Source organism: Serratia entomophila, from assembly GCF_021462285.1.
GTDB classification, from domain to species: Bacteria; Pseudomonadota; Gammaproteobacteria; order Enterobacterales; family Enterobacteriaceae; genus Serratia; species Serratia entomophila.
Genome location: NZ_CP082787.1, coordinates 4,330,725 through 4,357,575 on the forward strand (window position 1 = coordinate 4,330,725; position 26,851 = coordinate 4,357,575).

Sequence of the window (26,851 nt, forward strand, 5' to 3'; positions counted from 1 at the left end):
AAATGCTATTGTTGGCGGTTTCGCCGACCGACACCAACCCAAATACTCTGAAGTGTGGATACCGTCTTATGGAGCAAAACCCGCAGTCACAGCTTAAACTTCTTGTCCAACGTGGTAAGGAGCAAGGCTATCTGACCTATGCTGAGGTCAATGACCATCTGCCGGAAGATATCGTCGACTCCGATCAGATCGAAGACATCATCCAGATGATTAACGACATGGGCATCCAGGTGATGGAAGAAGCACCGGATGCCGATGACCTGCTGCTTGCTGAAAACTCAAACAGCACCGACGAAGATGCGGAAGAAGCCGCCGCTCAGGTGCTGTCCAGCGTGGAATCTGAAATCGGGCGCACCACTGACCCGGTGCGCATGTACATGCGCGAAATGGGTACCGTTGAGCTGCTGACGCGCGAAGGCGAAATCGACATCGCCAAACGCATCGAAGACGGCATCAACCAGGTGCAGTGCTCCGTCGCAGAATACCCGGAAGCCATTACCTACCTGCTGGAACAGTACGATCGCGTCGAAGCGGGCGAAGCGCGCCTGTCTGACCTGATCACCGGCTTCGTCGATCCGAACGCGGAAGAGGACATCGCCCCAACCGCCACGCACGTCGGTTCTGAACTGTCGACCGAAGAACAGGACGACGACGAAGAAGACGAAGATGAAGACGACGACGCTGAAGACGACAACAGCATCGATCCGGAACTGGCGCGCCAGAAATTTACCGATCTGCGCGATCAGTACGAAGCGACCCGTCTGGTGATCAAAAAGAACGGCCGCAGCCACGCCAGCGCAGCAGAAGAGATCCTGAAGCTGTCTGAAGTGTTCAAGCAGTTCCGCCTGGTGCCTAAGCAGTTCGACTTCCTGGTCAACAGCATGCGCGTCATGATGGACCGCGTCCGTACTCAGGAACGCATCATCATGAAGCTGTGCGTTGAACAGTGCAAAATGCCGAAGAAAAACTTCGTCACCCTGTTCGCCGGCAACGAAACCAGCGATTCCTGGTTCGAAGCGGCGCTGGCAATGGCCAAGCCATGGTCAGAGAAGCTGAAAGACGTTGCGGAAGACGTGCAGCGCAGCCTGCAGAAGCTGCGCCAGATCGAAGAAGAAACCGGCCTGACCATCGAGCAGGTCAAAGACATCAACCGCCGCATGTCGATCGGTGAAGCGAAAGCCCGCCGCGCGAAGAAAGAGATGGTTGAGGCTAACCTGCGTCTGGTTATTTCCATCGCCAAGAAATACACCAACCGCGGCCTGCAGTTCCTGGATCTGATCCAGGAAGGCAACATCGGCTTGATGAAAGCGGTAGACAAGTTTGAATACCGCCGTGGTTACAAGTTCTCGACTTACGCCACCTGGTGGATCCGTCAGGCCATCACCCGCTCCATCGCCGACCAGGCGCGTACCATCCGTATTCCGGTGCACATGATTGAGACCATCAACAAGCTCAATCGTATCTCGCGCCAGATGCTGCAAGAGATGGGCCGTGAACCGACGCCGGAAGAGCTGGCTGAGCGCATGCTGATGCCGGAAGACAAGATCCGCAAAGTGCTGAAGATCGCCAAAGAGCCGATCTCCATGGAAACGCCGATCGGCGATGATGAAGATTCACATCTGGGCGATTTCATCGAGGACACCACCCTCGAGCTGCCGCTGGATTCCGCGACCTCGGAAAGCCTGCGTTCCGCCACGCACGACGTGCTGGCCGGGCTGACCGCGCGTGAGGCTAAAGTGCTGCGCATGCGTTTCGGCATCGACATGAACACCGATCATACGCTGGAAGAAGTGGGCAAACAGTTCGACGTTACCCGCGAGCGTATTCGCCAGATCGAAGCCAAGGCGTTGCGCAAGCTGCGCCACCCAAGCCGTTCCGAAGTGCTGCGCAGCTTCCTGGACGACTAAGGCCCGCTGTCGGCAACAAACAAAACCCCGGCTCGCCGGGGTTTTTTATTGCCTGCTATTTATCGCGCTGCTCACCCCAGAGCCAGGAACAGCTCTCGGTAGCTGGCGGTAAGCTGCTCCAGCGTGGCGCGGTTCAATCCGCTGGGGTTAGGCAACACCCACACCTCGGTTGCGCCCAGCATCATCTCCTGCCTGCCCCAGGGCGCATTTTTTATCCCGAAGGCGGTGCTGAACGCCTGCTTGCCAAGGATCGCCAGGGCGCGCGGCTGATAACGCATAATTTTGTCTCTCAACGCCTCGCCGCCGCCGCGCAGTTCGTCGCGCGTCAGCTCGCTGGCCGCTACCGTCGGGCGCGCCACCAGCGCGGTGATGCCGCAGCCATTATCCTGCAGCTGGCGCCACTGCTCCGGCGCCAGCTGGCTGCGGGTAAAGCCGGCCTGGTGCAGCACCTTCCAGAAGCGGTTGCTGCCGTTGGCGAAGGGGTAGCCCTGATGGGCGGAGGAAAGGCCGGGATTGATGCCGCAAAACACCACCCGCAGATCGGGCGCCAGGAGTTCCATGAGTATCGCGAGTCCATTAAAGGGATTTACAGCGGTTATCGCAAAATCCGCCAACAATTACAACAGGCTAGAACTGCACAGAAAAGCAACATACGGGCGGGTAACAGTAGACCTGCGCCGAAGGATTACCGTATAATCTCGCCGCTTGGCCCCTTAGCTCAGTGGTTAGAGCAGGCGACTCATAATCGCTTGGTCGCTGGTTCAAACCCAGCAGGGGCCACCAAATTCTAGCTTTAAATTCATATAATTAAGCCATCCTATGAGGTGGCTTTTTTGTTTTCTGGGGCCAGTGGCAGCAAAATGGCAGCAGTCTGCCGCCATTTTCTTTCATTTCTCACCTCGTAACCACCCAATCGCTAAGCTCACCAGGAAGCCGACAAAGAAGATCGCGATAGCCATAGAGATTGATTTCCACCACTCGTCAAACCAGAACAATGCAACAAATGCCGCTATAGAGAACAGGCCAATGGCTATGGACTCAGCCAGGTCAGCAGTTTACCGGCCAAAAAATTTAACTAACTTCACAAGAAAGGATTTTAGCCAGCTCATGGTTAACACCTGCGCAAAACTGATTAGAAGAACTATTGATGTAAATTTCCTGATCCAAATTGCGCAGGCGGGTGCGGTGTAGTGCCGTTTTCGTGGCAGAGACGTTGATTTAGTGGCATCCTGCCGCGCTGACGGCTCGCTGCCGCGGTGATCGGATTTACTCACGCGCGGGAATTGCTGACGGACTGATGGAGCGCTTAGAACGGCGCACAGGCGCACCAAATGGCAGAATACTACCTTTCGCCTCGAAAAAGACCGCACAAAGCAATAGTTGCAAACACCAGTAACAGGAAGATGGCGGCGCTTAAAATTCGCTGCCACCACTCATCAAACCAGAACAGCGCCCCAAAAGCCGCAACAGAAAATATTCCGCTGAAAATCGCCTCTACAACATGAGACAATCCTTTGCCGAGCTTACTGCCCCAAGACTTTAGATAGCTCATTATTCACACCTTCACAGAACATTTTCGATTTGCTGGAGTAGGCAACGAAGGGTTCAAGATATTCCTCCGTCAGAAAATACAGCATGTCCAAATTTCGCGGGGTTAGCTTGTGGTACGTTGAGGGGTATTTTTCGCGTAATCGGCGCGAAGCTACAGCAGCTTGTTCGATAATCCCTTGCAAAAGAATGATGTTCAGACCTGCAACGGTGATGCCTTTAAATGCCCATTTGAAAAGAGTGCTGCCGATAGCTTTTTTTAAAATGTGATGCGTGATCTGCTGTACCAGAATGAACTGAGTCCCCATACGCCCCGTAGCATAACCTTCAGCAAGGCTTAATTTTTTGTCCTAATGCGGTTTGAGTTTGTGCATTCATCCGTTGATAACAGTCACGAATGATGATGGTGATCAGCTCACGTAAAGGAGCTTCGAGGCCATAACCCGCACGAATAACTCTAATGAATCTTTCCGTTTCAAGTTCATTCCGGCGCTTGAACTCCCCGCCCGCTAACCCTGCGCCTTGCCATGTACGGCGAACGCTATAACCTATGCCTTTGGGTAAGGACTCAATCCCTTCGAGAATTCCCTGCGCTACTGCTTTAGCATCCATAACAGTCCCTTTTCTGTTCCAAGGCCGTACCTTATACTAGGCTTGTCCAAAAACTCAACGCTGCAGCACATCCCCCCGAGAGCGCCGCTGTCACATCAAATCCGAAAACCTGCCGTTGTATGGTCGCGGCGATTCTGAAAGAGGTTCAACATCGCTTGCGCGGATGCTGTCCCCACCTCACCTGCCCGCTTCGCGCGTCGCCTTCCACTCAGCAATAATCTGCTCAATAGTCCGCCAGGCCTGCCTGGCTTCAACGGCATTGGTATTATCGGGTTTCACAGCCACAATCAACGCCTTCCATAACGCCCAGGCCCGGCCGCGCGCCCACGTATTGGCATCAATCGACAAAGCCTCACGGAATGCTGGTCTGCTGTATGCATCAAGGTAGGTCCAGGCGATAACAACATCACATGCGGGATCACCCACGCCCAGTTGGCCAAAATCAATCACCGCGCTGAGTCGATGATTTTTAACCAAAAGGTTGCCTGCGCTTATGTCGCCATGCACCCACACCGGCGCCTTTGTCCAGATCGTGGCGCATCCGGCATCCCAAATCTCGGTAAGCAAACTCACGTTAATCCTGGCGGCCAAATCCGAGATTGCTTGCCGCGTTTCGGCGTCATAGACACTGAGTGAACCGCCCCGGTGGAAGTTCTGTTTTCCCGCCGCAGGCCCGCCCGCAGAGTCGATGCTATGTAAGGCCAGCAGGAACCGGGCGAGATCGCCGGCAAACTCGCCAAGATTTGCGACTGGAGAAGATGCTGCGGTTTCGCCCTCAATCCAGCGATAGATAGACCATTTCCAGGGGTAATTCTCGGCCGGTTTACCCAGCGCCAAAGGCGTGGAAATGGGGATCGGCAGCAAGGGAGCCAGCTTTGGCAACCAGAACTGCTCTTTTTCCACTTGAGAAGCATAACATTCAGCGCTTGGCATCCTTACCAGCATCTGATTACCCAAATGAAAAACCCTATTATCCCAGCCCCCGGCATCAACTGGCCGTAGGGGTAAATTCGCCCAATGTGGGAACTGGGTGGCAATAAGTTGAGAGACAAGCTTCTCGTCAATGTTCATCGGCTCAATACGCTATTTATCAACAGCTCAAGTTTGAGCCTAGCTTAGCAAAACATCGGGGCATAAACCCGCACACCGATACCGCCCGCCAGCGCAACGCTCAGAGGCGTTTCACCCTCCCGGATTTTGCCGCCGGTGGGCCAGCTGCTCGGCGCGCAGCAGGATTTCCTGCAGATCGTCCTCGTCGATATCGAACAGCTCACCCTGCATCAGCGCTTGGTGCAGGTCGGCGCGGGTGATAGACACCGCATCGATCGGCAGGTTGGCCGGTTTGGCCTCCGCCGGCGCCAGGGTGTGCGGATAACGCCGCCCGGCCAGGTTATTGAACAGTATCGCCAGCGCCGCCAGCAGCAGCGAATTGAGCAGCACCGGGTAAAGCACGAAATGGTAGCCCATCTGGTGGACACCCGGGCCACCGAGGATGGCGGTCAGCGCCACCGCCCCGCCCGGCGGGTGCAGGCAGCGCAGCCTGAACATCAGGCCGATCGCCAGGCAGGCCGCCAGCCCGCAGGCTAAACCGGGGTCGGCAATCAGCAAACCGCAGCTGACGCCCACCGCCGCCGCCAGCGTATTGCCGCCAACGATCGACCAGGGCTGCGCCAGCGGGCTGTTAGGCACGCCAAACAGCAATACCGCCGAGGCCCCCATCGGCGCGATAAACCACAGGTTCACCTCACCCAGAATAAAATGGCTGACCCAGCTGGCGATCGTTAACCCCAGCCCCGCTCCCAGGCTGGAAAGCAAAATCTCTTTCTTGCCCACCGCCAGCGGATGCGGCCACAGGCGCGCACATCCTACCTTCACACTTTCAATCCACTGCGTCTTCATGTTACCCGATACGGCTTGATTCACTTGTTGGCAACAAAGATATCACATCATCAACGCTGAATAACGGCGGCGCGAGCCGCCGCCGGCAACAACTTTTGCCCTAACAGATTGATTTTTAGCCACCCCTCGGCAATTATCAATATTCTTACTCCCTTAGCCAGAGGAACCGCTGATGTCGCAACCGATTGTCGAACTCTATACCGACAGCCAATTCTTCAGCCCTTACGCCCTGTCGGCGTTTGTTGCGCTGACGGAAAAAGCTATCCCGTTCAACGTGAAGCCGGTTGATTTGGCTAAGGAAGAGCACCAGCAGGCCGCCTATGTCTCGCTGTCGCTGACGCGCCGGGTGCCGACCCTGGTCATCGGGGAGTTTCAGCTGTCCGAGTCTTCGGCGATTGCCGAATATCTGGAGGACATCCACCCGGCCCATGCCATCTACCCGCGCGACGTCAAACAGCGCGCCAAAGCGCGTGAGATCCAGGCCTGGTTGCGCAGCGACTTTATGCCGATCCGCGCCGAGCGTTCTACCGAAGTGATCTTCAGCGATGGCAAGTTCCCGCCGCTGTCCGCCGCGGCACAGGGCGCAGCGCACAAGCTGATCGCCGCCGTCGAGAAGCTGCTGAGCCACGGGCAGGATAATCTGTTCAGGGAGTGGTGCATCGCCGATACCGATCTGGCGCTGATGCTCAACCGGCTGGTGATGCACGGCGACGCGGTGCCGGAAAGCCTTCGCCACTATGCGCATAAACAGTGGCAACGCCCTTCGGTGCAGGCCTGGCTGGCGCTGCCGGCGAAAATGCGCGGCTAAAAAAATCGGCGGCCACGACGCCGCCGTTCTCAATGCCGAGAAACAACATCACTACTTGAGGGAAGGCAAGTCACCATCCAGAGGGCAGATAGCCTAACAGTGAAGCGATGGCGTATACCGCGCTGCCCAGATACAGCAGCACGATGCTGTTCTGCAACAGCGGATGGGTGATCCAGCCGCACTGCCAGCGCGGGGTTTGATCGCCATGTTTGCGCGCGCCGCGCAGGATCAGCATCGGCATGATCGACAGGATCACCCCGCTGAACACCCCGGCGAAATACAGCGCGTTAACGAACGACACCAGGCCGCTGTAGGCCAGCGCGAACGGCGGCACTACCACCAGCAGCAGCACGCCGAAGCGGCGCAACGGCAGCTCGTCGTTGCCCAGCCGGAACTTGTCGAAAATATTGGTCAGGAAGCTGCCGCCCAGCCCCCAGTACGAGGTCAGCATTGCGCACAGCGCAAAGACGTTGGCGGAGAAGAACGCCCACTGCCCCAGCGCCTGGCCCCAGGAGATGGTCGCCACGTCTGAGATATCGTCCAGCCCGCTGAGCGCAATCACCGACATCGGCACCGCCGCCAGCAGCACGAAGGTCACCACCATGCCGACGATAATCGCCTTCGGCAGCTGCTCGGGCTTATCGGAGAAGCCGCGCGCCATTTCCGGCACGATGTACTGCGCCGAGAAGCAGAACACCACCACGTTGAACACCGGCACCATAAAGCGCCAGTCGCCGTCCAGCAGGTTGCGCATCTGGGTGGTGTCTTTCAGCAGCGTCGCCGCCACCAGCGCGGTCAGCATCACTACCATGCCGATGCTGATAAACTTCTCGCCGCGGCCAATCGCCTTCAGCCCGAGATACAACACTCCCGCCGCCGGTACGAAGAACAGCAGGCTGCCGAGCGCCGGCGAGATGCCGAACAGCGACTGCAGCAGCTTGCCGCTGCCGGTCATATAGGCGGTGAGCGCGCCGACGCTGTTAACGCACACCGAAGCGAACATCAGCCAGGCGCCGGCGCCGCCGACGTAGCGCTTCGCCAGCCCGCTCAGCTGCAGGTGCGCGCGGGTGCGCAGCGTGGATTCGGCGACATACAGCATGGTGATGGTGGTCAACCCGCCGACCAGCATCAGCCAGAACAGCAGCGGCAAAAAGCCGGCCTTGCTGGAGGCGTAGGCGATGGACAACACGCCGGCGCCGATGTTGGTGCCGACAATCATCGCCACCCCTTCGAGGAAACTCAGTGATTTGGCGGGTGCAGGTGCTCGCACCCCGGCGGCAAGCGCCGGAGAAACATAGGTGTTATCAGAAGACATGCATCATCCTTTATCGCCCGGCGGCTCCGGCCACCGGGACGGGTTAATTTCCCGGTGGTTAACAGCTCACATCGATACACAGGTATTTCAGCTCCAGATATTCTTCTATCCCGTAGCGCGATCCTTCACGCCCGAGCCCTGACTGTTTCACGCCGCCAAACGGCGCGACTTCGTTGGAAATCAGTCCGGTATTGATGCCAACCATGCCGTATTCCAACGCTTCCGGCACCCGCCACTGGCGCGAGGCGTTCTGCGTGAACAGGTAGGCCGCCAGGCCGAATTCGGTGTCGTTGGCCATGGCGATGGCTTCCGCTTCGTCATGAAAACGGAACAGCGGCGCTACCGGGCCGAAGGTCTCCTCTTTGGCGAAGCGCATCTTCTGGGTAACGCCGGTCACCACCGTCGGCTGGAAGAAGGTGCCGCCCAACGCGTGCGGTTGCCCGCCGGTGGCGATCTGCGCGCCCTTGATCAACGCATCGTCGATATGGCTCTGCACTTTCTCTACCGCGTCGCTGTCGATAAGCGGCCCCTGAGTGGTGCCCTCGTGGCTGCCGTCGCCGACCTTCAGCTGTTCGACCGCCGCTACCAGCTTCTCCGCCAGACGGTCATAGATGCCGTCCTGCACATAGATACGGTTGGCGCAGACGCAGGTCTGGCCGCTGTTGCGGAATTTGGAGGCCATGATGCCCGCCACCGCCGCGTCCAGGTTGGCGTCGTCGAACACGATCACCGGCGCGTTGCCGCCCAGTTCCAGCGACAGCTTCTTGATGCTCGGCGCGCATTGCGCCATCAGGATGCGGCCAACTTCGGTCGAGCCGGTAAAACTCAGCTTGCGCACCACCGGGCTGTCGCACAGCACCTTGCCCACCTGCGCCGCTTCGCCGGTCACCACCTGCAGCACGCCCGGCGGAATGCCGGCGTCCTGCGCCAGCTTGGCCAACGCCAGCGCGGTCAGCGGGGTTTGCTCGGCCGGTTTGACGATAATGGCGCAGCCTGCCGCCAGCGCCGGCGCCACCTTGCGGGTGATCATCGCCGCCGGGAAGTTCCACGGGGTAATGGCCGCGCACACGCCAATCGGCTGCTTCACCACCACCAGCCGCTGCGTGGCCTGCGGCGCCTGCAACACCGCGCCGTCGACCCGCTTGGCTTCTTCGGCGAACCAGGTGATAAACGAAGCCGCGTAGGCTACTTCGCCGCGCGCTTCCGCCAGCGATTTACCCTGCTCGGCGGTCATCAGCTGCGCCAGATCTTCCTGGGCGGCCAGCACCCTGTCGGCCCAGGCCAGCAGCAAGGCGGAGCGTTGTTTGGCGGTCAGCTGCTTCCAGCTGTGCTGCGCCAGCTGCGCCGCGTTGATCGCCTGCTGAGTTTCTTCTTCGCTCACCAGCGGAATGCTGGCCAGCTCTGCGCCGGTGGCCGGGTTGATCACGGCCTCGCGCTTGCCGCTCAGCGCGTCGCACCACTCGCCGTTGATCAGGCACTGGCTGCGCAGCAGCTCGGGGTTATTCAGTTTCATCGCCGCGCTCTCCTTACAGGGCCAGCGCGCGGGACAGGATGCCCAGCGCCTTGGTGAACTGATCTTCAGGAATGGTCAGCGGATACAGGAAGCGGATCACGTTGCCGTTCACGCCGCAGCTCAGCAGCAACAGCCCTTCTTCCAGCGCCTTCTGCTGCACCTGGCGGGTGATCTCCGCCGAAGGTTTGCCGGTGGCCGGATCGTTGAACTCCACCGCCACCATCGAACCCTGGGCGCGGATATCGGCGATCGCCGGGCTGGTTTTGCGCGCCTGCTGCAGCACTTCCACCAGATGTTGGCCCAGACGCTGCGCACGCTGGCACAGCTGCTCTTCTTCAATCACGTCCAGCACCGCGTGCGCCGCCACCACCGCCAACGGGTTACCGGCGTAGGTGCCGCCCAGCCCGCCCGGCGCCGGCGCGTCCATCACTTCCGCCCGGCCCGCCACCGCCGACAGCGGCATGCCGCCCGCCAGGCTTTTCGCCATGGTGATCAGATCCGGTTTGACGCTGTAATGTTCCATGGCGAACAGCTTGCCGGTACGGGCGAAACCGGTCTGCACTTCGTCGGCAATCAGCAGAATGCCGTGCTGGTCGCACAGCGTGCGCAACGCCTGCATGAAATCGGCCGGCGCCACGTTGAAGCCGCCTTCGCCCTGTACCGGCTCCAGCACAATCGCCGCCACCTGTTTGGGATCGATATCCGCTTTAAAGATGCGTTCCAGGCTGTTCATCGCGTCTTCAGTGCTCACGCCGTACAGCGCATTCGGGTACTGGCCGTGGAACACCGAGCCGGGGAACGGCCCGAAGCCCAGTTTGTAAGGGGCCACTTTGCCGGTCAGCGCCATGGTCATGTAGGTGCGGCCGTGGAAGCCGCCGCCGAAGGTGATCAGGCCCGGCCGGCCGGTATGGGCGCGGGCGATTTTCACCGCGTTCTCCACCGCTTCCGCGCCGGTGGTGAAGAACGCGGTTTTACATGGCCCGGCGATCGGCGCGCGCTGGTTGATGCGCTCCGCCAGCGCGACATAGCTTTCGTAAGGAACAATCTGGTAAGCGGTATGAGTGAAGGCCTGCAGCTGTTTTTCAATCGCCGCGATCACCTTTGGATGACGGTGCCCGGTATTCAGCACCGCAATGCCCGAGGCAAAATCGATAACTTCATTGCCTTCCACATCCCACAGCGTGGCGTTCTCTGCGCGCTCGGCGTAAAAACCACACATCACGCCCACCCCGCGCGGGGTGGCGTCCTGACGGCGTTGGTTCAATTCTGCGTTTTTCATGCTGTTCTCTCCGGTCGGTGCCTGTTATACGTTTCGTTCACATTCGTGAAACAATGACGTTTATTTACACAGGATGTGGCCCTATAATCGAGTGCCAGTTACGAATAATTGAGGGATCCAATTGCGCTCACTGAGTGGTGACCTGCTGCTGCAGCGCCTCGGCGAACAGCCCTATGATAAGCTGCATAAGCGCCTGTATAACGCGATCCGCACCAGCATTCTGGACGGCAGCCTGCCGCCTTCCAGCCGCCTGCCCGCCTCGCGCGATCTGGCGCAGGAGCTCAGCCTGTCTCGTAACACGGTTTTAACCGTTTATGAACAACTGTTGGCGGAAGGCTATGTTTTGGCGCGCGCCGGCAGCGGAACATTCGTCGCCGAAACCGTGCCGGACAGCTGTTTATCCACCAGCAGCGTGCCCGCCGGCGGCAACGGCCAGCAGAGGGGCATAGAGCTGTCGGATCGCGGCGCCGCGCTGCTGCACCACGCCAGCGCCAGCCCCAAACAGTGGGGGGCATTCATTCCCGGCGTGCCGGACGTCAATGCCTTTCCGCACCAGCTGTTCAGCAAGATCCAGGCGCGCATCAGCCGCCGCCCGGCCCCGCAACGGCTGACCTACAGCAACCAGGGCGGCAGCCCCGAGCTGCAGCACGCTCTGGTGGACTACCTGCGGGTGGCGCGTTCGGTGCGCTGCTCGCCGGAGCAAATATTAATTACCGAGGGCATTCATCAGGCGATAGATCTGGTGACACGCATGCTGTGCAATCCTGGGGACGACGCCTGGATCGAAGAGCCCGGCTATTGGGGCATCCGCAATATACTGCGGATGAATGCGCTGAACATCTGCCCGCTGGCGGTGGATGAGGCCGGCCTGGTGCCGCCGGAGCACCCCACCTCGCCGCCGCGGCTGATTTTCGTCACCCCGTCGCACCAGTATCCGCTGGGTTCGGTGATGAGCCTGGCGCGCCGTCAGCGCTTGCTGGCGCTGGCGCGCAACGCCGGCAGTTGGATCGTCGAAGACGACTACGACAGCGAGTTCCGTTTCTCCGGCCAGCCGATCCCGGCGCTACAGGGGCTGGAAGCCGATGCGCCGGTGATCTACATCGGCACCTTCAGCAAAACGCTGTACCCGGCGCTGCGGCTCGGCTACGTGGTGCTGCCGCCGCAGCTGGCGCAGGCGCTGAAAACCGCCCACGCCGAGCTGTACCGCGGCGGCCACCTGCTGATCCAGACCGCGCTGGCGGAGTTCATTCAGGAGGGCCACTACAGCGCGCATATCCGCCGCATGCGGTTGCTGTACGCGCGGCGGCGCGCCTTCCTCACCCATCTTATCGAACAGCACCTGGGCAAACAGGCGCTGAGCGAATTCAACAGCAACGCCGGGCTGCATCTGATCCTCAACCTGCCGGACGAGGCCGACGACGTGGCGATCGCCGCCGCCGCCGGCGCGCGCGGGGTGCTGGTGCGGCCGCTGTCGCGCTATTACATGCTGCCCAACCGCCGGCGCGGCCTGCTGATGGGCTTCGCCTGCGTGCCGGAAGAGCAGATGGCCGCCGCCTTTATCCAGCTGTTGGCCTGCATCAACGCGCCTTACCAGGCCTGAAGCCGCCAACCGTTCGCCTGCCGGTGCAGACGGTGCGTCAGCTTCAGCCCCTGCAGGAAGTCTTCGTCGTGCGATACCACCAGCATCGCGCCGGGGAAATCCGCCAATGCGCTTTCGATTGCCAGCGACGAGGCCAGATCCAGATGGTTGGTCGGTTCATCCAGCAACAGCAGCTGCGCCGGTTGGCGCCGCCACAGCGCGCAGGCCAGCGCCGCCTTCAGGCGTTCGCCGCCGCTCAGCGATCCCAGCGGCAAAGCGATGCGATCCGCGCCGAGCTGCAGCTGCGCCAGCCGGGTGCGTAGCGCGCCCTCCGCCAACGGCGAGTCCTGCAGCCCCAAATGCTCCACCATCGAAAGGCGCGCGTCGAGCTGCGAGAGGGTTTGATCGAGATAGGCCAGCGGCAGCGGGCAGCGGCACCGCCCGGCGAGCGGCGCCAGCTGGCCGAGGATCACCTTCAGCAGCGTGGATTTACCGCAGCCGTTCGGGCCGGTCAGCGCCACGCGCATCGGCCCGTCGATGCGCAGATCCAGCGGCGGCGCGGCGACGAAGGGCAACCGCAGTTGCTCGAGCACCAGCACCTGTTTACCGGCGGCAACCTCAGTGCCCGGCAGGGCTAGCATCACCGGGCTGTCCTCTTCCAGCCGTTGGTAAGCCTCATACACCGCGGCGTCGAGCGCGCCCCTTTGCTCCTGATGCTGTTTACGCAGCGTGCCGAGGCTCTCCTTGGCCGCCGCCTTGTAGGCAACGCGTTCAAACGAGGCGATATTCAGCGTATCGACGCTTCTCAGCGTTTGCGCCGAGCGCCGTTGGCTCATGTCATGTTCTTTCTGTTGCCGGGCGCGGGTGCGCCGGCGTTCCTGCCGCGCATGTTCCAACGCGCCGCGCGCCGCCTGCTGTTCCAGCTCGCGCTGGCGGCGGTAGTCATGGTAGTTGCCGCCGTAGCTGTGCAGCGCACCGGGCGTCAGTTCGACGATGCGCTCCATGCGCGCCAGCAATTGCCGGTCGTGGCTGGCGATCAGCAGCCCGCCACGCCACTGATCCAACTGCCGGTACAGCCAGTCGCGGCCATTGGCGTCCAGATGGTTGGTCGGTTCGTCCAGCAGCAGGAAATCCGCCGCGCTCAGCATGGCGGCGCACAGCGACGCGCGCATCCGCTCGCCGCCGCTCAAACAGCTTGCGGGCCGCTGCGGATCGAACGCCGGCAGCCCGGCGGCGGCAAAGGCGGTTCGCAGACGATCGGCCAGATCCCACTGCCCTTCCAGGCGATCGATATCGTCCGCCTGCGGCCGCCCCTGATCGACGCGGGCCAACGCGGCAAAGAGCTCACCGTAGCCCAACAGCTGCGCCAGCGTGGCATGGGGCGCAATTTCCGGCTGCTGCGCCACATAGGCCAGCGAAGCATCGGATTCCACATGCCCATTGCCCGGCAGATCCAACCCGGCTATCAGGCGCAGCAGCCGGGTTTTCCCCACGCCATTGCGCCCGACCAGGCCGCAGCGTTGTTGGTCGAAAGTGAGATCCAGCGGGCCGAACAGCGTCTCGCCGTCAGCAAATTGGCAGGTCAGTTGGTGTAAAACAAAATGAGGGGGCTGCGCGAAATGAGCCATAAGCACTCCTGAATGAGATCAAAACATCCCCACAAGGCACCGGAGTGCTCAGCGTGGGACAAGATATCAGCAGGCGTGGGTGTTCATTTTCGGTAGTGGCTCCGCAGAGAGAAGGAATTTGCAACGCGCAAATGCTAACCGATCTTTTGTTCATTATGCAAACACGGTCAGAGATTCATGATGTCTATCACATTCAGCGCAACGCAGATTCCCAAGCGGTACGACAACGGCTAGATTTATCTCATCCGACCACTTGTGTTCACATAATTATAACAACGGGCCCCGATTTCACCCGATGGAGAGTGCAATGAGCAATTACCCGCACCTGCTGGCGCCGCTGGATCTCGGCTTCACCACCCTGAAAAACCGGGTGCTGATGGGATCGATGCATACCGGCCTGGAAGAACTGCCCGATGGCCCCGAGCGCATGGCGGCTTTCTACGCCGAACGCGCGGCCGCCGGCGTAGCCCTGATCGTCACCGGCGGCATCGCCCCCAATGAAAAAGGCGTGGTGTATCGCGGCGGTTCAACCCTCAGCAACGAGGAGCAGGTGGCCCATCACCGCATAGTGACCGATGCCGTTCACCAGGCCGGCGGCAAGATTGCGCTGCAGATCCTGCACGCCGGGCGCTACAGCTACCAACCGCAGCCGGTGGCGCCTTCGGCGCTGCAGGCGCCGATCAACCCCTTCCCCCCGGCGGCGCTGAGCGAAGCGGAGATTGAGCGGACCATCGCCGACTTCGCCCGCTGTGCGGCGCTGGCGCAGCAGGCCGGTTACGACGGTGTCGAAGTGATGGGCTCCGAAGGCTATTTGATCAACCAATTCCTGGTGGCGCACACCAACCAACGCAACGACCAGTGGGGCGGCAGCTTCAGCAACCGCATGCGTTTCGCCGTCGAGATAGTTCGGGCGGTGCGCCAGGCGGTCGGCCGCGAATTTATTCTGATCTACCGCTTGTCGATGCTCGATCTGGTGGAAGACGGCTCCAGCTGGCAGGAGATAGAACAGCTGGCGCTGGCTATCGAGCAGGCCGGCGCCACCATTATCAACACCGGTATCGGCTGGCATGAGGCGCGTATCCCTACCATCGCCACCATGGTGCCGCGCGCCGGTTTCAGCTGGGTCACCCGCAAGCTGATGGGCAAGGTCGGCATCCCGCTGATCACCACCAACCGCATCAACGATCCGGCGGTAGCCGAGCAGGTGCTGGCGGACGGCTGCGCCGATATGGTGTCGATGGCGCGCCCGTTCCTCGCCGACGCCGCCTTCGTGCAAAAAGCCGCCGAAGGGCGTGCCGATGAGATCAACACCTGCATCGGCTGCAATCAGGCCTGCCTCGACCAGATATTTGAAGGCAAGCTCACCTCCTGCCTGGTGAACCCGCGCGCCTGCCGCGAAACCGAAATGCCGCTGACGATGGCGGAACGGCCGAAAAAGCTGGCGGTGATCGGCGCCGGGCCGGCCGGGCTGGCCTTCGCCACCACCGCCGCCAGCCGCGGCCATCAGGTAACGCTGTTCGACGCCGCCGATCAGATCGGCGGCCAGTTCAATATCGCCAAGCAGATCCCCGGCAAGGAAGAATTTCACGAAACCCTGCGTTATTTCCGCCGCCAGCTGGCGCTGCGCGAAGTCACGCTCAGGCTGGGCGCGCACGTGGAAGCGGCGGATCTGGCCGAGTATGACGAGGTGATCCTGGCCTGCGGCATAGTGCCGCGCACCCCGGATATTCCCGGCATCGATAACGCCAAGGTGCTGACCTACCTCGACGTACTGCGTGATAAGAAGCCGGTCGGCCAGCGGGTGGCGATCATCGGCGCCGGCGGCATCGGCTTCGACACCGCCGAATACCTCAGCCAGCACGGCGCCTCCAGCAGCCTGGATCAGGCGGAGTTCAACCGCGAATGGGGCATCGATGGCCGCCTCGAACAGCGCGGCGGCTTGGCGGCCCAGGGGCCGCAGGCACCACGCGCGGCGCGCCAGATCTATCTGCTGCAGCGCAAAGCCAGCAAGGTGGGCGAAGGTCTGGGGAAAACCACCGGTTGGATCCACCGCACCAGCCTGGCGATGCGCGGCGTCAAGATGCTCAACGCCGTAAGCTATCAACGTATCGACGAGGAAGGCCTGCATATCTCCCGCGCCGATCAGGAGAGCTGCCTGCCGGTGGATACGGTGATTATCTGCGCCGGGCAGGAGCCGCGCCGCGAGCTGCAGCAGCCGCTGCTGGCGATGGGGAAAACCGTGCATCTGATCGGCGGCGCCGACGTGGCCGCCGAGCTGGACGCCCGACGCGCCATCGATCAGGGCACGCGGTTGGCGATGGCGCTATAAAAAAGGGGCGCGTTGCGCCCCTCGTTCACTCAGCGCCGCGCGCCGGATTTCACCGCTTTCAGTATCACGAACTTTTTGTTGGACGCCACCAGGGTGCAGTTGCCGAACAAACGCTTCAGCTTCTGGTGGTAGTCCAGATGGCGGTTGCCGACGATGCGCAGCTCGCCGCCCACCTGCAGGCAACGCTTGGCGTCGCAGAACATCTGCCAGGCGGTATGGTCGGTGATCGCATGCTGCTGGTGGAATGGCGGGTTGCACAGCACCGCCTGCACGCTTTCACGCTCGATGCCCGCCAGCGAGTTGTTCACCTCAAACTGGCAGCGATCCAGCTCCTGCGGCAGGTTGTGCTCCACGTTCAGCTCGCTGGAGGCCACCGCCATGTAGGATTCATCGACGAAGGTCACCTGCGCCTCCGGGTTCTGCTGCAGCGCGATCATGCCGATCACGCCGTTGCCGCAGCCCAGATCGACAATATGGCCATTCAGGCCGTGCGGCAGATGCTCCATAAACAACCGCGCGCCGATATCCAGGCTGCCGCGCGAAAACACGTTGGCGTGGTTATGAATAAGCCAATCGGTGCCGTCCAGCGCCCAGTTGGTGGTTTCCGGCGCCGCCGGCGGCACGATGTCCGCCGCCTGGCAATAGATCAGGCGCGCCTTTTTCCACGCCAGGCTGGTGCGGGTCGGGCCCAGCACCTTTTCAAACAGCTGCAGGGTGGAGGTATGCACGTCGCGCGCCTTGGCGCCGGCGACGATCAGCGTGTCTTCGCTCACCACCGCGCGCAGCGCACGCAGCTGCTGTTCCAGCAAGGCCAACGCCTTGGGGATGCGGATCAGCACCACCGCCGGCGCCGCAGGCAGCGCGGCCAGGCTGTCCAGCAGATGAACCTGCTCGGGATCCAGTTCGTTGAGCTTCAGGTTGTGGCGCGTCGCCAGCTGGCTCATGTAGGAATCGCTGATGCTGTACGGCCGATGGGCGTGCAATGCGCAGGCCAGGGTGCCGAAGTTATCGTTGAAAATCAGCACCGGGCGGCCGCCGATATCTACGTTTTCAAGCTGTTGCAGCAGATACTCATCCGCCGCTTCCCACGCCTGCAGCTGGGTGGATTCTTCCTGTTGGGGATAACGTTCCAGCTCAAGTTGCTGTGTTCCCAGATCGAGTTGGCTCATCGCCCCTCCTGACTGATAAAAATTTGGGCTGTTTATCCCCTAAAAACGTCCGTCAGTAAAATGTTTTTTCGGATAAATTGCGTATTGCGCCGCGTATCTGAAAACCCGCCCCCCTTTTCCCCTTTAACAACATTAACCTTCCCTTCCCGAACGCCAAATTCGGCTATTTTTCAACCTGGCTGGATGTAACTTTAAATGTTACACTGCCTGTCCCACGGAATGGGGGAAAGCATGATCAAATCTTTCCGCGATCGATATTTGCAGCAGTTTTACCTGGAAGGCAGGCGCAGCCGCCTGATTCCCGGCGTGCTCGAACGGCAGTTGGCCCGAAAGCTCGATATGCTGGCCGCCGCGCAGCAAGAGCGCGACTTGCACCACCCCACGGGCAACTATTACAAACGGCTGTCCGGGCCATTTCAGGGATGGTCAAGCCTGCGCGTCAATATGCACTGGCGGCTGATGTTCCAGTGGCGGCACGATGCTGCGGACAGAGTTTACCTCGATCCGCATCAAGACACCTGAACCAGGGAGAACCTATGTTGGAAACCACAACCCGCGAACCCACTACGGTGGGAGAAGTGCTGCAGGAAGAGTATTTAACCCCCTTGGGCATCGGCCAGGAGGAGCTGGCGAAGGTGTTGGGCGTCACCCGTGCCACGGTTAACCGTCTGTGTAACGGACATCGGCGCATGAGCGTCGCCGAAGCCAACCTGTTTGCCGATCTGTTCGAAACCACCGCCGACTTTTGGCTGAATCTGCAGGCGGCGCACGATCGCTGGGAGGCCAGACAAGCCAATGCGCAACGTGTACGTCTGCGGCCAATCAAAGAAATACTGGGACGCAATATCACTCATGCATGAAATCGAACTCGCCTACCTGCAGGGCTACCCTGAACATCTGCAAAGCCAGGTGCAGCAGCTGATCCAGCAAAATCGGCTGGGCGACGTCCTGCTGCAGCGCTACCCGCAGGTGCATGATTGCACCACCGACAAATCGCTCTATCAGTTTACCGTCGATCTGAAAAACCAGTACCTGCGCAACGCGCAGCCGCTGAGCAAGGTGGCCTACGACGGCAAGATCCAGGTGATGAAGCACGCGCTCGGCATGCATACCGCCATTTCGCGCGTGCAGGGCGGCAAGCTGAAGGCCAAGGCGGAGATCCGCGTAGCGACGGTGTTTAAACTCGCGCCCGAACCCTTTCTGCGCATGATCGTGGTGCACGAGCTGGCGCACCTGAAGGAAAAAGACCACAACAAGGCGTTCTACAGCCTGTGCTGCCATATGGAACCCAACTACCACCAGTTGGAGTTCGACACCCGGCTGTATCTGACCCACCTGGCGCTGTTCGGCGAGCTGTATGCGTGACAATAATCCCTGTGATAATCTGAATTTTTAGGGTCTGGGAACCGGAGCTCGTCATGATTCGCTTTGCCGTCGTCGGCACCAACTGGATTACCGAACGTTTTATCGATGCCGCTCATGAAAGCGGCAAGCTGAAGCTGAGCGCGGTCTACTCGCGTAAGCTGGAGCAGGCGCAGGCGTTTGGCGCCAACTATCACGTCGGCCTGTTTTTTGATTCCCTGGAGGCGCTGGCCCAGTCCGACGCCATAGACGCGGTGTATATCGCCAGCCCCAATTCCCTGCACTGCCCGCAATCGCTGCTGTTCCTGCAGCATAAAAAGCACGTGATTTGCGAAAAGCCGCTGGCCTCCAACCAGCGCGAGGCCGAGCAGCTTGCCGCCTGCGCGCGTGAAAATCAGGTGGTGTTGTTTGAGGCGTTTAAAAGCGCCTACTTGCCGAATTTCCTGGTCCTGCAGCAGGCGCTGCCGAAAATCGGCCGGCTGCGCAAAGCCTTTATCAACTACTGCCAATACTCCTCGCGCTATCCGCGCTATCTGGCCGGTGAAAATCCCAATACCTTCAACCCGCAGTTCTCCAACGGGTCGATCATGGATATCGGCTACTACTGCCTGGCCGGCGCCGTGGCGTTGTTCGGCGCACCGCGTTCGGTGGTGGCCAGCGCGACGCTGCTCGATACCGGCGTGGACGCCCACGGCACGGTTTGCCTGAACTACGGCGATTTTGACGTGACCCTTTCCCACTCCAAGGTCAGCGACTCGGCGATCCCGAGCGAGATCCAGGGCGAGGAAGGCACGCTGGTGATCGATAAAATTTCAGAATGCCAGGGCGTGGCGCTGACCCCGCGCGGCGGCAACCGCCAGGATCTGAGCCAGCCGCAACACATCAACACCATGCTGTATGAGGCGGAAGCCTTCGCCGCGTTGGTGGAAAAAAATCAGGTGGAACACCCGGGGCTGGAAAACTCGCTGATTGTCGCCCGCCTGCTGACCGAAATCCGCCGCCAAACCGGCGTGACGTTTCCCGCCGACGGAGACTGAGATGAAGCCGCTATTACTGATGCAAACCGGCGATGCACCGGACATTATTCGCCAGGAACAGGCCAATTTTGCAGGCATGTTCCTGCAACAGGGGAATATCGACGCCGAACGCGTGCACATCGTGCACCTGCCCTCCGGCGAGCAGCCGCTGCCGCCGGTGGAGTATTGCGGTGTGGTGATCACCGGTTCGCCGGCGATGGTGACCGAGCAACTGCCGTGGAGCGAGCAGGCCGCCGCCTGGCTGCGGCAGGCGATGCTGATCAGGCTGCCGCTGTTCGGCGTGTGCTATGGCCACCAGCTGCTGGCCTACGCGCTCGGCGGCGAGGTGGGCTACCACCCGCAGGGCATGGAGGTCGGCACGCTGGACGTTGAGCTGCTGCCCGCCGCCGCCGAGGACCGGCGGCTGGCGCTGTTGCCGCCGCGCTTCAAGGCCAACCTGATCCACGCGCAGAGCGTGCTGACGCCGCCCGCCGGCGCGCAGGCGTTGGCGCGCTCGCAGCAGGACGCCTATCAGATCCTGCGCTATGGCGATCATGCGCTCACCACCCAGTTCCATCCCGAATTCAACGGCGCGGTGATGCACCAGTATCTGAACTGGCTCGGCGAGCTGCATCCCGAGCAACGGGAGCAGTATCAGCAGAAGCAACAACAGGTTAGCGATACCCCGTTCAGCCGGCTGCTGCTGCAGGGCTTCGTCGTCAGCCTGGGGGCGCAAAAAGCCCTCGCCGGCTAGCCTGATAAACGTTGACCGCCGACACATTTTGCATTAGTTTCTGCTCTGCAAAGGGGAGTAACTTTTATACCCAATGGATTTCAAGGTGCGGCAAGGCGGCAACCGAAGGAGTCCCCGGGCGCTTAGGCTGACTAAGTGACTGGGGCGACAGAGGCAGCCAACGCGGCGGCGGTTTGAAAAACGAAGGGTATCTTGCCGGTCAATCGTCATTACGATGCGTAAGCATCCGGTTACCGGGCAACCTGATGTCATAGGTTTAACCAAACCTTCATCAACGTTGTAAGTGAGACCTTGCCGGAAGGCGAGGTTTGCTTGCAGCGTTCATAGAGCGGCTAGCGTCTTCCGACGTTGGCCGTTTTTGTTTTTGAAGGATACCTCTGATGATGAATACCGTTGGCACACCTTGGCTATGGGGCAGCTTCGCCGCCGTGATAGTCGTGATGCTCGCAATCGACTTACTGCTGCAGGGCCGCAAGGGCGCGCACACCATGACGCTGAAGCAGGCCGCCAGTTGGTCGGTGGTGTGGATCAGCCTTTCCCTGCTGTTTAACCTGGGTTTTTGGTATTACCTGAACGAAACCGCCGGGCGGGCGGTCGCCGACACCCAGGCATTGGCATTCCTGACCGGCTACCTGATCGAAAAAGCGCTGGCGGTAGATAACGTGTTCGTCTGGCTGATGTTGTTCAGCTACTTCGCCGTACCGGCCAACCTGCAGCGTCGGGTGCTTATTTTCGGCGTACTGGGCGCGATCGTGCTGCGTACCCTGATGATCTTCGCCGGCAGCTGGCTGGTGTCGCAATTCCAGTGGCTGCTGTATCTGTTCGGCGCTTTCCTGCTGTTCACCGGCATCAAGATGGCGCTGGCGAAAGAAGATGATTCGGCGATCGGCGACAAGCCGCTGGTGAAATGGCTGCGCAGCCGCCTGCGTATGACCGATAACCTGGAAGGCGAGCGTTTCTTCGTGCGCCGTAACGGCATTCTGTTCGCCACCCCGCTGTTGCTGGTGCTGATCCTGGTGGAACTGAGCGACGTGATCTTCGCGGTCGACAGCATTCCGGCAATCTTCGCCGTCACCACCGACCCGTTCATCGTACTCACCTCTAACCTGTTCGCCATCATGGGCCTGCGCGCCATGTACTTCCTGTTGGCCAGCGTGGCGGAGCGATTCTCGATGCTGAAGTACGGCCTGTCGGTGATCCTGGTGTTCATCGGCATCAAGATGCTGATTATCGATCTGTTCCATATCCCGATCGGCGTATCGCTCGGCGTCGTGGGGGGGATTTTGACGCTGACGCTGCTGATCAATGCCTGGGTTAACCACCGTAACGATCGCCTGACGAAGAAAGCGCCATAATCTGTTATCCGGGGCGCTAGCCGCCCCGTGATTGTTTGGCAATTGACGCAAAACGCCAAATGTTATTGCGATCACACAAATGTAACCAGTATGTTATCAAGAATTGATCCGCGCTCAGAAATTCCCCATATCCCCTTTCCAACCCCACGGCTTTACTGAATACTGTTTTGGCAAACACACTTGGTTACAGATTCACATAAAGTTGTCCGGCGACGTTCCCGCCGAGGTGACAAAGTCTGTACGCAACGCCATCAGGAAGAAAAGCACTATGCAAAAATTACTACAAAGGATCACACAGGGCAGCCTGGTCAAACAAATCATGGTCGGCCTGGCGGCCGGCATTCTGGTCGCGCTGGTTTCACCGGCCGCGGCCGTCGCGGTGGGCCTGCTCGGCACGCTGTTCGTCGGCGCGCTGAAAGCCGTGGCGCCGCTGTTGGTGCTGGTGCTGGTCATGGCCTCCATCGCCAACCACAAGCACGGGCAGAAGACCAACATCCGCCCTATCCTGTTCCTGTATCTGCTGGGCACCTTCGCGGCGGCGCTGGTGGCGGTGGCGGTCAGCTTCGTTTTCCCTTCCACGCTGGCGCTGACCACAGGTACAACGGATATCACCCCGCCGGGCGGCATCGTGGACGTGATGAAAGGGCTGCTGTTGAGCGTGGTAGCCAACCCGTTCCACGCGCTGATTAACGCCAACTACATCGGCATTCTGGCCTGGGCTGTCGGCCTGGGCCTGGCGTTGCGCCATGCTTCGGAGAACACCAAAGGGCTGATCAACGATATGTCGCATGCGGTGACCCTGCTGGTGCGCGCGGTGATCCGCTGCGCGCCGCTCGGCATCTTCGGCCTGGTGGCCTCGACGCTGGCGGAAACCGGCTTCGGCGCGCTCTGGGGCTATGCCCAGTTGCTGATGGTGTTGATCGGCTGCATGCTGCTGGTGGCGCTGGTGCTGAATCCGTTGATCGTCTATTGGAAGATCCGCCGCAATCCTTATCCGCTGGTGTTCACCTGCCTGCGTGAAAGCGGCGTAACCGCCTTCTTCACCCGCAGCTCGGCCGCCAATATTCCGGTGAACATGGAGCTGAGCAAGAAACTGAATCTGAACGAAGACACTTACTCTGTCTCCATTCCGCTGGGCGCGACCATCAATATGGCCGGCGCGGCCATCACCATCACCGTGCTGACGCTGGCGGCGGTGAATACGCTGGGGATCGCGGTCGATGTGCCGACCGCGCTGCTGCTGAGCGTGGTGGCCGCACTCTGTGCCTGCGGCGCCTCCGGCGTGGCCGGCGGTTCGCTGCTGCTGATCCCGCTGGCGTGCAACATGTTCGGTATTCCGAACGACGTGGCGATGCAGGTGGTGGCGGTCGGCTTTATCATCGGCGTGCTGCAGGACTCGGCTGAAACCGCCCTCAACTCCTCCACCGACGTGCTGTTTACCGCGGCGGCCTGCCAGGCGGAAGATCAGCGCCTGGCGAATGAAGACCCGCTGAAGGTTCGCTAATCTCCAACAGGCGCCCGCTGGGCGCCTTTTTTGGCAGCTTTTACAATGTCACCCCGCTTTTAAAAATCGCCAGCTCGCGAAAATCGTTCACTTCATTGCGCGCCGGCTGCCCATTGGCGATGGCGACGATCAGATCGACGAACTGCGCCAGCAGGCTGTCCATCGGCGTGTCGTGGATTAAGCGGCCGGCGTCGAAATCGATCCAATGCGGTTTTTTCGCCGCCAGCTCGCTGTTGGTGGCCAGTTTGACCGTTGGCACAAAGCCGCCGTAAGGCGTACCGCGCCCGGTACTGAACAGCACCATATGGCAGCCGGCGCCGGCCAGCGCGCTGGTCGCCACCGCGTCGTTGCCCGGCGCGCTGAGCAAGTTTAGCCCCGGTTCACGCAGCCGTTCGCCGTATTTCAGTACGTCCACCACCTGGCTCTGTCCCGCCTTCTGGGTACAGCCGAGCGATTTCTCCTCCAGCGTGGTGATGCCGCCGGCCTTGTTGCCCGGCGAAGGGTTCTCGTAAATAGGTTGCTGGTGATCGATAAAGTACTGTTTAAAATCGTTCACCATGCTGACGGTTTTGTCGAAGGTCGCCCGATCGCGGCAGCGGCTCATCAGGATGCGTTCGGCACCGAACATCTCCGGCACCTCGGTCAGCACCGTCGTGCCGCCGTTGGCGATCACATAGTCGGAAAAACGCCCCAGCAGCGGGTTGGCGGTGATGCCGGACAGCCCGTCCGAGCCGCCGCACTCCAGGCCGAACCTCAGCTCGCTCAGCGTGCCCGGTTCGCGCCGATCGTCGCGCATCGCCCGGTATAAGCCGTGCAGCAGCGCCAGCCCGGCCTCTACTTCGTCGTCCTGCTGCTGGCATACCATAAAGCGCACCCGCTGCTCGTCCTCCATTCCCAGCGTTGCGCGGAAGGTGTCCACCTGGTTGTTCTCACAACCCAGGCCGATCACCAGCACCGCGCCGGCATTGGGATGGCGCACCATATTTTGCAGCATGGTGCGGGTATTTTCATGATCCTGGCCCAGCTGCGAACAGCCAAACGGATGGCTGAACAGATGTACGCCGTCGATCCCCGCCGCTTCCTGGGTTGCCTGCAAGAAACGCCGCTGGATCTGGCGGGCGATGCCGTTGACGCAGCCGACGGTCGGCACAATCCACAGTTCGTTGCGGATGCCCACTTCGCCGTTGGCGCGCCGGTACAGCAGCACCTCGCGATCCGCTGCCTGCGGCGGCAGCGCCGGCAACTGCGGCTGATACTGGTAGCTGTCCAGATCGCTCAGGTTGGTTTTGGCGTTCTGCGAATGAATGTGTTCACCCGGTGCAATCGCCGCCAGCGCATGGCCGATCGGCAGACCATACTTGATGATGTCTTCCCCCGCAGCAATCGGCCGCAGCGCAAACTTGTGCCCACGCGCCAGCGGCTGGGCCAGCCGGAAACGCAGCCCGCCCAGCGTCAGCGCTTCGTCGGCCGCCAGATCGCGCAGCGCCACCGCCACATTATCCTGCGAATGAATTTTTACGATGCTTTGCATAGACCAACCTTGAGCAACGGCTACGCCAGTTCGATGGCGAAATAGTTTTTGGCATTGTCGAAACAGATGTTTTTCACCATCTCGCCGAGCAGCGCGATATCCGCCGGCGCTTCGCCGTCTTCCACCCAACCGCCGATCATCTGGCACAGAATGCGGCGGAAATACTCATGGCGCGTATAGGACAAGAAACTGCGGCTGTCGGTCAGCATGCCGACGAAGCGGCTCAGCAGGCCGAGCTGCGCCAGCTGCGTCATCTGGCGCTGCATGCCGTCTTTCTGATCGTTGAACCACCAGCCGGAGCCGAACTGCATCTTGCCGGGCGTGCCTTCCCCCTGGAAGTTGCCGACCATGGTGCCGATCACTTCGTTATCGCGCGGGTTGAGGCAGTAGAGGATGGTTTTCGGCAGGCCGCCCTGCCGCGCCTGAGCGTCCAGCAGCCGTGACAGCGGTTCCGCCAGCGGGCGGTCGTTGATCGAATCGAAGCCGATATCCGGCCCGACGCTGGCCAGCATGCGGCTGTTGTTATTGCGCAGCGCACCGATGTGATACTGCTGTACCCATTCGCGGCGCTGATATTCACCGGCCAGAAACAGCAACACCGCGCTTTTGAACTGCGCGCTCTGTTGCGGCGTCGGCAGCTCGCCGCCCAGGCGCCTGCCGAGAATGGCGTCCAGCGCCGCTTCGTCGGCTTCGCCGTACACCACCACGTCCAGCGCATGATCGGCTACCTTGCAGCCGTGGGCGGCAAAGTGGTCCATGCGTTTCTTCAATGCGTCGCATAGCGCGCTGAAGCGGCCGATGCTGACGTCCGCCGCCGCCTCCAGCCGCTGCAGATAATCGTTGAAGCCCGGCGCGTCGATATTGAACGCCTTGTCCGGCCGCCAGCTTGGCAGCACCTTGATGTCGAAGCTGCTGTCCTCGGCAATGGTCCGGTGGTGGCGCAGAGAGTCGATCGGATCGTCGGTGGTGCCGACCATTTTCACCTTCATCTGCTGCATGATGCCGCGCGCCCGGAAGTTGTCCTGCGCCAGCAGGGCGTTGCCGCGCTGCCAAATGTCGTTCGCCGTCGCCGGGGAGAGCAGCGTGCCGGTAATGCCGAACGGCCGGCGCAGCTCCAGATGCGTCCAGTGGTACAGCGGGTTGCCGATGGTGTGCGGCACGGTGGCGGCCCAGGCGTCGAACTTCTCGCGATCGCTTGCATCGCCGGTGCACAACCGCTCGGCTACGCCGTTGGTGCGCATCGCGCGCCACTTATAGTGATCGCCCTTCAGCCAAATCTCATACAGGTTGCTGAAACGGGTATTTTCGGCGATCTGCTCCGGCGGCAAATGGCAGTGGTAATCAAAGATCGGCTGGTCCGCCGCATAGTCATGATACAAACGCCGGGCAAATTCATTGCCCAGCAGAAAGTCTTCGCTTAAAAACGTCGCCATGTCAGGTTCCTCAGCTTGCTTGCCGTGCGGCACAGGGTCAATGCGCCAAAGTTATCACACCAATTTCACCGAGCGTCCAGCAAAATTTACCGGTTGAATCGGCCTTCAACCTCGCCTGCAACCACAACAACGCTCAATTTTACGGCAAAATCACTCTGATAACGCGATATTGCACCGCCAATAGTATCGCCCAAGTGAATAATGGCTTTTGTGATATCACTCAACTTTTAAATCTGTATGACAAGTTATTGTCTCGCCACCCCGCCATTCATGCGCCGGGAAAACGCCGGTGACGGAAAGGTCGGCGCAC

Annotated in this window: 25 protein-coding genes and 1 tRNA gene; 13 read left to right on the forward strand and 13 right to left on the reverse strand. The window is 60.6% G+C overall.

The genetic code is table 11. From position 1 onward, the window contains the following. Nucleotides 1-68 precede the first annotated feature (68 nt). Nucleotides 69-1,907, forward strand: a complete 1,839-nt coding sequence (gene rpoD / locus KHA73_RS20745) for an RNA polymerase sigma factor RpoD (protein ID WP_234586391.1) — start codon at nt 69-71, stop codon at nt 1,905-1,907. A gap of 71 nt (nt 1,908-1,978) precedes the next feature. On the opposite strand, the gene mug is transcribed toward rpoD, so the two are convergent. Further along, nucleotides 1,979-2,467, reverse strand: coding sequence for a G/U mismatch-specific DNA glycosylase (gene mug / locus KHA73_RS20750; protein ID WP_234586392.1), 489 nt, complete (start codon nt 2,465-2,467; stop codon nt 1,979-1,981). A gap of 147 nt (nt 2,468-2,614) precedes the next feature. Here mug and KHA73_RS20755 point away from each other — a divergent pair. After that, a tRNA-Ile gene (locus KHA73_RS20755) sits at nt 2,615-2,690 on the forward strand. 66 nt (nt 2,691-2,756) lie between these two features. After that, nucleotides 2,757-3,098 (forward strand): hypothetical protein, encoded by a 342-nt coding sequence (locus KHA73_RS20760; RefSeq protein WP_234586393.1) that lies wholly within the window; start codon nt 2,757-2,759, stop codon nt 3,096-3,098. A 151-nt stretch (nt 3,099-3,249) separates the two neighbouring features. Here KHA73_RS20760 and KHA73_RS20765 read toward each other — a convergent pair whose 3' ends face one another. From KHA73_RS20765 to KHA73_RS20785, 5 genes are all read right to left on the reverse strand, one after another. Further along, entirely contained in the window at nt 3,250-3,459 is a 210-nt protein-coding gene (locus KHA73_RS20765) for a hypothetical protein (protein ID WP_234586394.1), read from the reverse strand. Next, nucleotides 3,431-3,763 (reverse strand): hypothetical protein, encoded by a 333-nt coding sequence (locus KHA73_RS20770; protein WP_234586395.1) that lies wholly within the window; start codon nt 3,761-3,763, stop codon nt 3,431-3,433. Before KHA73_RS20770 ends, KHA73_RS20765 begins: the two co-directional genes overlap by 29 nt. Before the next feature lie 19 nt (nt 3,764-3,782). Further along, on the reverse strand, nt 3,783-4,067 hold the full coding sequence (locus KHA73_RS20775) for a hypothetical protein (RefSeq protein ID WP_234586396.1): 285 nt from the start codon (nt 4,065-4,067) through the stop codon (nt 3,783-3,785). Between the two features lie 177 nt (nt 4,068-4,244). After that, nucleotides 4,245-5,138, reverse strand: a complete 894-nt coding sequence (locus KHA73_RS20780) for an aminoglycoside phosphotransferase family protein (RefSeq protein ID WP_234586398.1) — start codon at nt 5,136-5,138, stop codon at nt 4,245-4,247. Nucleotides 5,139-5,249: 111 nt separating this feature from the next. Continuing rightward, complete coding sequence (locus KHA73_RS20785; RefSeq protein WP_234586399.1) at nt 5,250-5,966, reverse strand: HPP family protein; 717 nt, start codon at nt 5,964-5,966, stop codon at nt 5,250-5,252. A 172-nt stretch (nt 5,967-6,138) separates the two neighbouring features. Between KHA73_RS20785 and yfcF the strand changes: the two genes are divergently transcribed. After that, nucleotides 6,139-6,774 carry a glutathione transferase gene (gene yfcF, locus KHA73_RS20790; RefSeq protein WP_234586400.1) on the forward strand — a complete coding sequence of 212 codons (636 nt, stop codon included), beginning with the start codon at nt 6,139-6,141 and terminating at the stop codon, nt 6,772-6,774. Nucleotides 6,775-6,844: 70 nt separating this feature from the next. On the opposite strand, the gene KHA73_RS20795 is transcribed toward yfcF, so the two are convergent. Genes KHA73_RS20795 through KHA73_RS20805 form a run of 3 tightly spaced genes read right to left on the reverse strand, consistent with a single transcriptional unit; the run spans nt 6,845 to nt 10,881 of the window. Further along, nucleotides 6,845-8,089 carry an aromatic amino acid transport family protein gene (locus tag KHA73_RS20795; protein ID WP_234586401.1) on the reverse strand — a complete coding sequence of 415 codons (1,245 nt, stop codon included), beginning with the start codon at nt 8,087-8,089 and terminating at the stop codon, nt 6,845-6,847. A 58-nt stretch (nt 8,090-8,147) separates the two neighbouring features. Continuing rightward, a complete protein-coding gene (locus KHA73_RS20800) occupies nt 8,148-9,602 on the reverse strand; it encodes an NAD-dependent succinate-semialdehyde dehydrogenase (RefSeq protein ID WP_234586402.1) in 1,455 nt (484 codons plus the stop codon). A 13-nt stretch (nt 9,603-9,615) separates the two neighbouring features. Beyond that, nucleotides 9,616-10,881 carry a 4-aminobutyrate--2-oxoglutarate transaminase gene (locus KHA73_RS20805; RefSeq protein ID WP_234586403.1) on the reverse strand — a complete coding sequence of 422 codons (1,266 nt, stop codon included), beginning with the start codon at nt 10,879-10,881 and terminating at the stop codon, nt 9,616-9,618. Between the two features lie 121 nt (nt 10,882-11,002). On the opposite strand from KHA73_RS20805, the gene pdxR reads away from it, so the two are divergent. Beyond that, the gene (gene pdxR, locus KHA73_RS20810; RefSeq protein WP_234586404.1) at nt 11,003-12,481 is read left to right on the forward strand and encodes a MocR-like pyridoxine biosynthesis transcription factor PdxR; all 1,479 of its coding nucleotides are present in this window, start codon (nt 11,003-11,005) and stop codon (nt 12,479-12,481) included. Here the strand turns inward: pdxR and KHA73_RS20815 are convergent. After that, nucleotides 12,469-14,088, reverse strand: coding sequence for an ABC-F family ATP-binding cassette domain-containing protein (locus KHA73_RS20815; RefSeq protein WP_234586405.1), 1,620 nt, complete (start codon nt 14,086-14,088; stop codon nt 12,469-12,471). The genes pdxR and KHA73_RS20815 overlap by 13 nt on opposite strands. A 307-nt stretch (nt 14,089-14,395) precedes the next feature. Here KHA73_RS20815 and KHA73_RS20820 point away from each other — a divergent pair, with 307 nt between their 5' ends. Next, a complete protein-coding gene (locus KHA73_RS20820; protein WP_234586406.1) occupies nt 14,396-16,417 on the forward strand; it encodes an oxidoreductase in 2,022 nt (673 codons plus the stop codon). 29 nt (nt 16,418-16,446) lie between these two features. On the opposite strand, the gene rlmG is transcribed toward KHA73_RS20820, so the two are convergent. Beyond that, nucleotides 16,447-17,586: a 23S rRNA (guanine(1835)-N(2))-methyltransferase RlmG gene (rlmG, locus tag KHA73_RS20825; RefSeq protein WP_234586407.1), complete on the reverse strand. Its 1,140-nt coding sequence runs from the start codon at nt 17,584-17,586 to the stop codon at nt 16,447-16,449. 231 nt (nt 17,587-17,817) lie between these two features. Here rlmG and KHA73_RS20830 point away from each other — a divergent pair, with 231 nt between their 5' ends. The 7 genes from KHA73_RS20830 to sstT all read left to right on the forward strand — a co-directional run bounded on the left by KHA73_RS20830 (nt 17,818) and on the right by sstT (nt 23,577). Continuing rightward, the gene (locus tag KHA73_RS20830; RefSeq protein ID WP_234586408.1) at nt 17,818-18,108 is read left to right on the forward strand and encodes a type II toxin-antitoxin system RelE/ParE family toxin; all 291 of its coding nucleotides are present in this window, start codon (nt 17,818-17,820) and stop codon (nt 18,106-18,108) included. Between the two features lie 14 nt (nt 18,109-18,122). Then, entirely contained in the window at nt 18,123-18,446 is a 324-nt protein-coding gene (locus KHA73_RS20835; RefSeq protein WP_234586409.1) for a HigA family addiction module antitoxin, read from the forward strand. Beyond that, complete coding sequence (locus KHA73_RS20840; protein ID WP_234586410.1) at nt 18,439-18,951, forward strand: M48 metallopeptidase family protein; 513 nt, start codon at nt 18,439-18,441, stop codon at nt 18,949-18,951. Before KHA73_RS20835 ends, KHA73_RS20840 begins: the two co-directional genes overlap by 8 nt. 53 nt (nt 18,952-19,004) lie before the next feature. Continuing rightward, nucleotides 19,005-19,985, forward strand: coding sequence for a Gfo/Idh/MocA family protein (locus tag KHA73_RS20845; RefSeq protein WP_234586411.1), 981 nt, complete (start codon nt 19,005-19,007; stop codon nt 19,983-19,985). Between the two features lies 1 nt (nt 19,986). Continuing rightward, complete coding sequence (locus KHA73_RS20850; RefSeq protein WP_234586412.1) at nt 19,987-20,718, forward strand: glutamine amidotransferase; 732 nt, start codon at nt 19,987-19,989, stop codon at nt 20,716-20,718. A 380-nt stretch (nt 20,719-21,098) separates the two neighbouring features. Continuing rightward, complete coding sequence (locus tag KHA73_RS20855) at nt 21,099-22,073, forward strand: TerC family protein (RefSeq protein WP_272496160.1); 975 nt, start codon at nt 21,099-21,101, stop codon at nt 22,071-22,073. 268 nt (nt 22,074-22,341) lie between these two features. After that, a complete protein-coding gene (sstT, locus tag KHA73_RS20860; protein WP_234586413.1) occupies nt 22,342-23,577 on the forward strand; it encodes a serine/threonine transporter SstT in 1,236 nt (411 codons plus the stop codon). Nucleotides 23,578-23,617: 40 nt separating this feature from the next. On the opposite strand, the gene KHA73_RS20865 is transcribed toward sstT, so the two are convergent. Together KHA73_RS20865 and uxaC are read right to left on the reverse strand one after the other, a co-directional pair. Beyond that, nucleotides 23,618-25,108 (reverse strand): UxaA family hydrolase, encoded by a 1,491-nt coding sequence (locus tag KHA73_RS20865; RefSeq protein ID WP_234586414.1) that lies wholly within the window; start codon nt 25,106-25,108, stop codon nt 23,618-23,620. Between the two features lie 20 nt (nt 25,109-25,128). Beyond that, nucleotides 25,129-26,541, reverse strand: coding sequence for a glucuronate isomerase (gene uxaC, locus KHA73_RS20870; protein WP_234586415.1), 1,413 nt, complete (start codon nt 26,539-26,541; stop codon nt 25,129-25,131). Nucleotides 26,542-26,851: the final 310 nt, after the last annotated feature.

Bases quoted from the DNA above. Each gene is read 5' to 3' on its own strand.
- rpoD (WP_234586391.1), top strand. From the start codon at position 69: ATGGAGCAAAACCCGCAGTCACAGCTTAAACTTCTTGTCCAACGTGGT.
- mug (WP_234586392.1), bottom strand. From the start codon at position 2,467: ATGGAACTCCTGGCGCCCGATCTGCGGGTGGTGTTTTGCGGCATCAAT.
- KHA73_RS20765 (WP_234586394.1), bottom strand. From the start codon at position 3,459: ATGAGCTATCTAAAGTCTTGGGGCAGTAAGCTCGGCAAAGGATTGTCT.
- KHA73_RS20770 (WP_234586395.1), bottom strand. From the start codon at position 3,763: ATGGGGACTCAGTTCATTCTGGTACAGCAGATCACGCATCACATTTTA.
- KHA73_RS20775 (WP_234586396.1), bottom strand. From the start codon at position 4,067: ATGGATGCTAAAGCAGTAGCGCAGGGAATTCTCGAAGGGATTGAGTCC.
- KHA73_RS20780 (WP_234586398.1), bottom strand. From the start codon at position 5,138: ATGAACATTGACGAGAAGCTTGTCTCTCAACTTATTGCCACCCAGTTC.
- KHA73_RS20785 (WP_234586399.1), bottom strand. From the start codon at position 5,966: ATGAAGACGCAGTGGATTGAAAGTGTGAAGGTAGGATGTGCGCGCCTG.
- yfcF (WP_234586400.1), top strand. From the start codon at position 6,139: ATGTCGCAACCGATTGTCGAACTCTATACCGACAGCCAATTCTTCAGC.
- KHA73_RS20795 (WP_234586401.1), bottom strand. From the start codon at position 8,089: ATGTCTTCTGATAACACCTATGTTTCTCCGGCGCTTGCCGCCGGGGTG.
- KHA73_RS20800 (WP_234586402.1), bottom strand. From the start codon at position 9,602: ATGAAACTGAATAACCCCGAGCTGCTGCGCAGCCAGTGCCTGATCAAC.
- KHA73_RS20805 (WP_234586403.1), bottom strand. From the start codon at position 10,881: ATGAAAAACGCAGAATTGAACCAACGCCGTCAGGACGCCACCCCGCGC.
- KHA73_RS20815 (WP_234586405.1), bottom strand. From the start codon at position 14,088: ATGGCTCATTTCGCGCAGCCCCCTCATTTTGTTTTACACCAACTGACC.
- KHA73_RS20820 (WP_234586406.1), top strand. From the start codon at position 14,396: ATGAGCAATTACCCGCACCTGCTGGCGCCGCTGGATCTCGGCTTCACC.
- rlmG (WP_234586407.1), bottom strand. From the start codon at position 17,586: ATGAGCCAACTCGATCTGGGAACACAGCAACTTGAGCTGGAACGTTAT.
- KHA73_RS20830 (WP_234586408.1), top strand. From the start codon at position 17,818: ATGATCAAATCTTTCCGCGATCGATATTTGCAGCAGTTTTACCTGGAA.
- KHA73_RS20835 (WP_234586409.1), top strand. From the start codon at position 18,123: ATGTTGGAAACCACAACCCGCGAACCCACTACGGTGGGAGAAGTGCTG.
- KHA73_RS20840 (WP_234586410.1), top strand. From the start codon at position 18,439: ATGCATGAAATCGAACTCGCCTACCTGCAGGGCTACCCTGAACATCTG.
- KHA73_RS20845 (WP_234586411.1), top strand. From the start codon at position 19,005: ATGATTCGCTTTGCCGTCGTCGGCACCAACTGGATTACCGAACGTTTT.
- KHA73_RS20850 (WP_234586412.1), top strand. From the start codon at position 19,987: ATGAAGCCGCTATTACTGATGCAAACCGGCGATGCACCGGACATTATT.
- KHA73_RS20855 (WP_272496160.1), top strand. From the start codon at position 21,099: ATGATGAATACCGTTGGCACACCTTGGCTATGGGGCAGCTTCGCCGCC.
- sstT (WP_234586413.1), top strand. From the start codon at position 22,342: ATGCAAAAATTACTACAAAGGATCACACAGGGCAGCCTGGTCAAACAA.
- KHA73_RS20865 (WP_234586414.1), bottom strand. From the start codon at position 25,108: ATGCAAAGCATCGTAAAAATTCATTCGCAGGATAATGTGGCGGTGGCG.
- uxaC (WP_234586415.1), bottom strand. From the start codon at position 26,541: ATGGCGACGTTTTTAAGCGAAGACTTTCTGCTGGGCAATGAATTTGCC.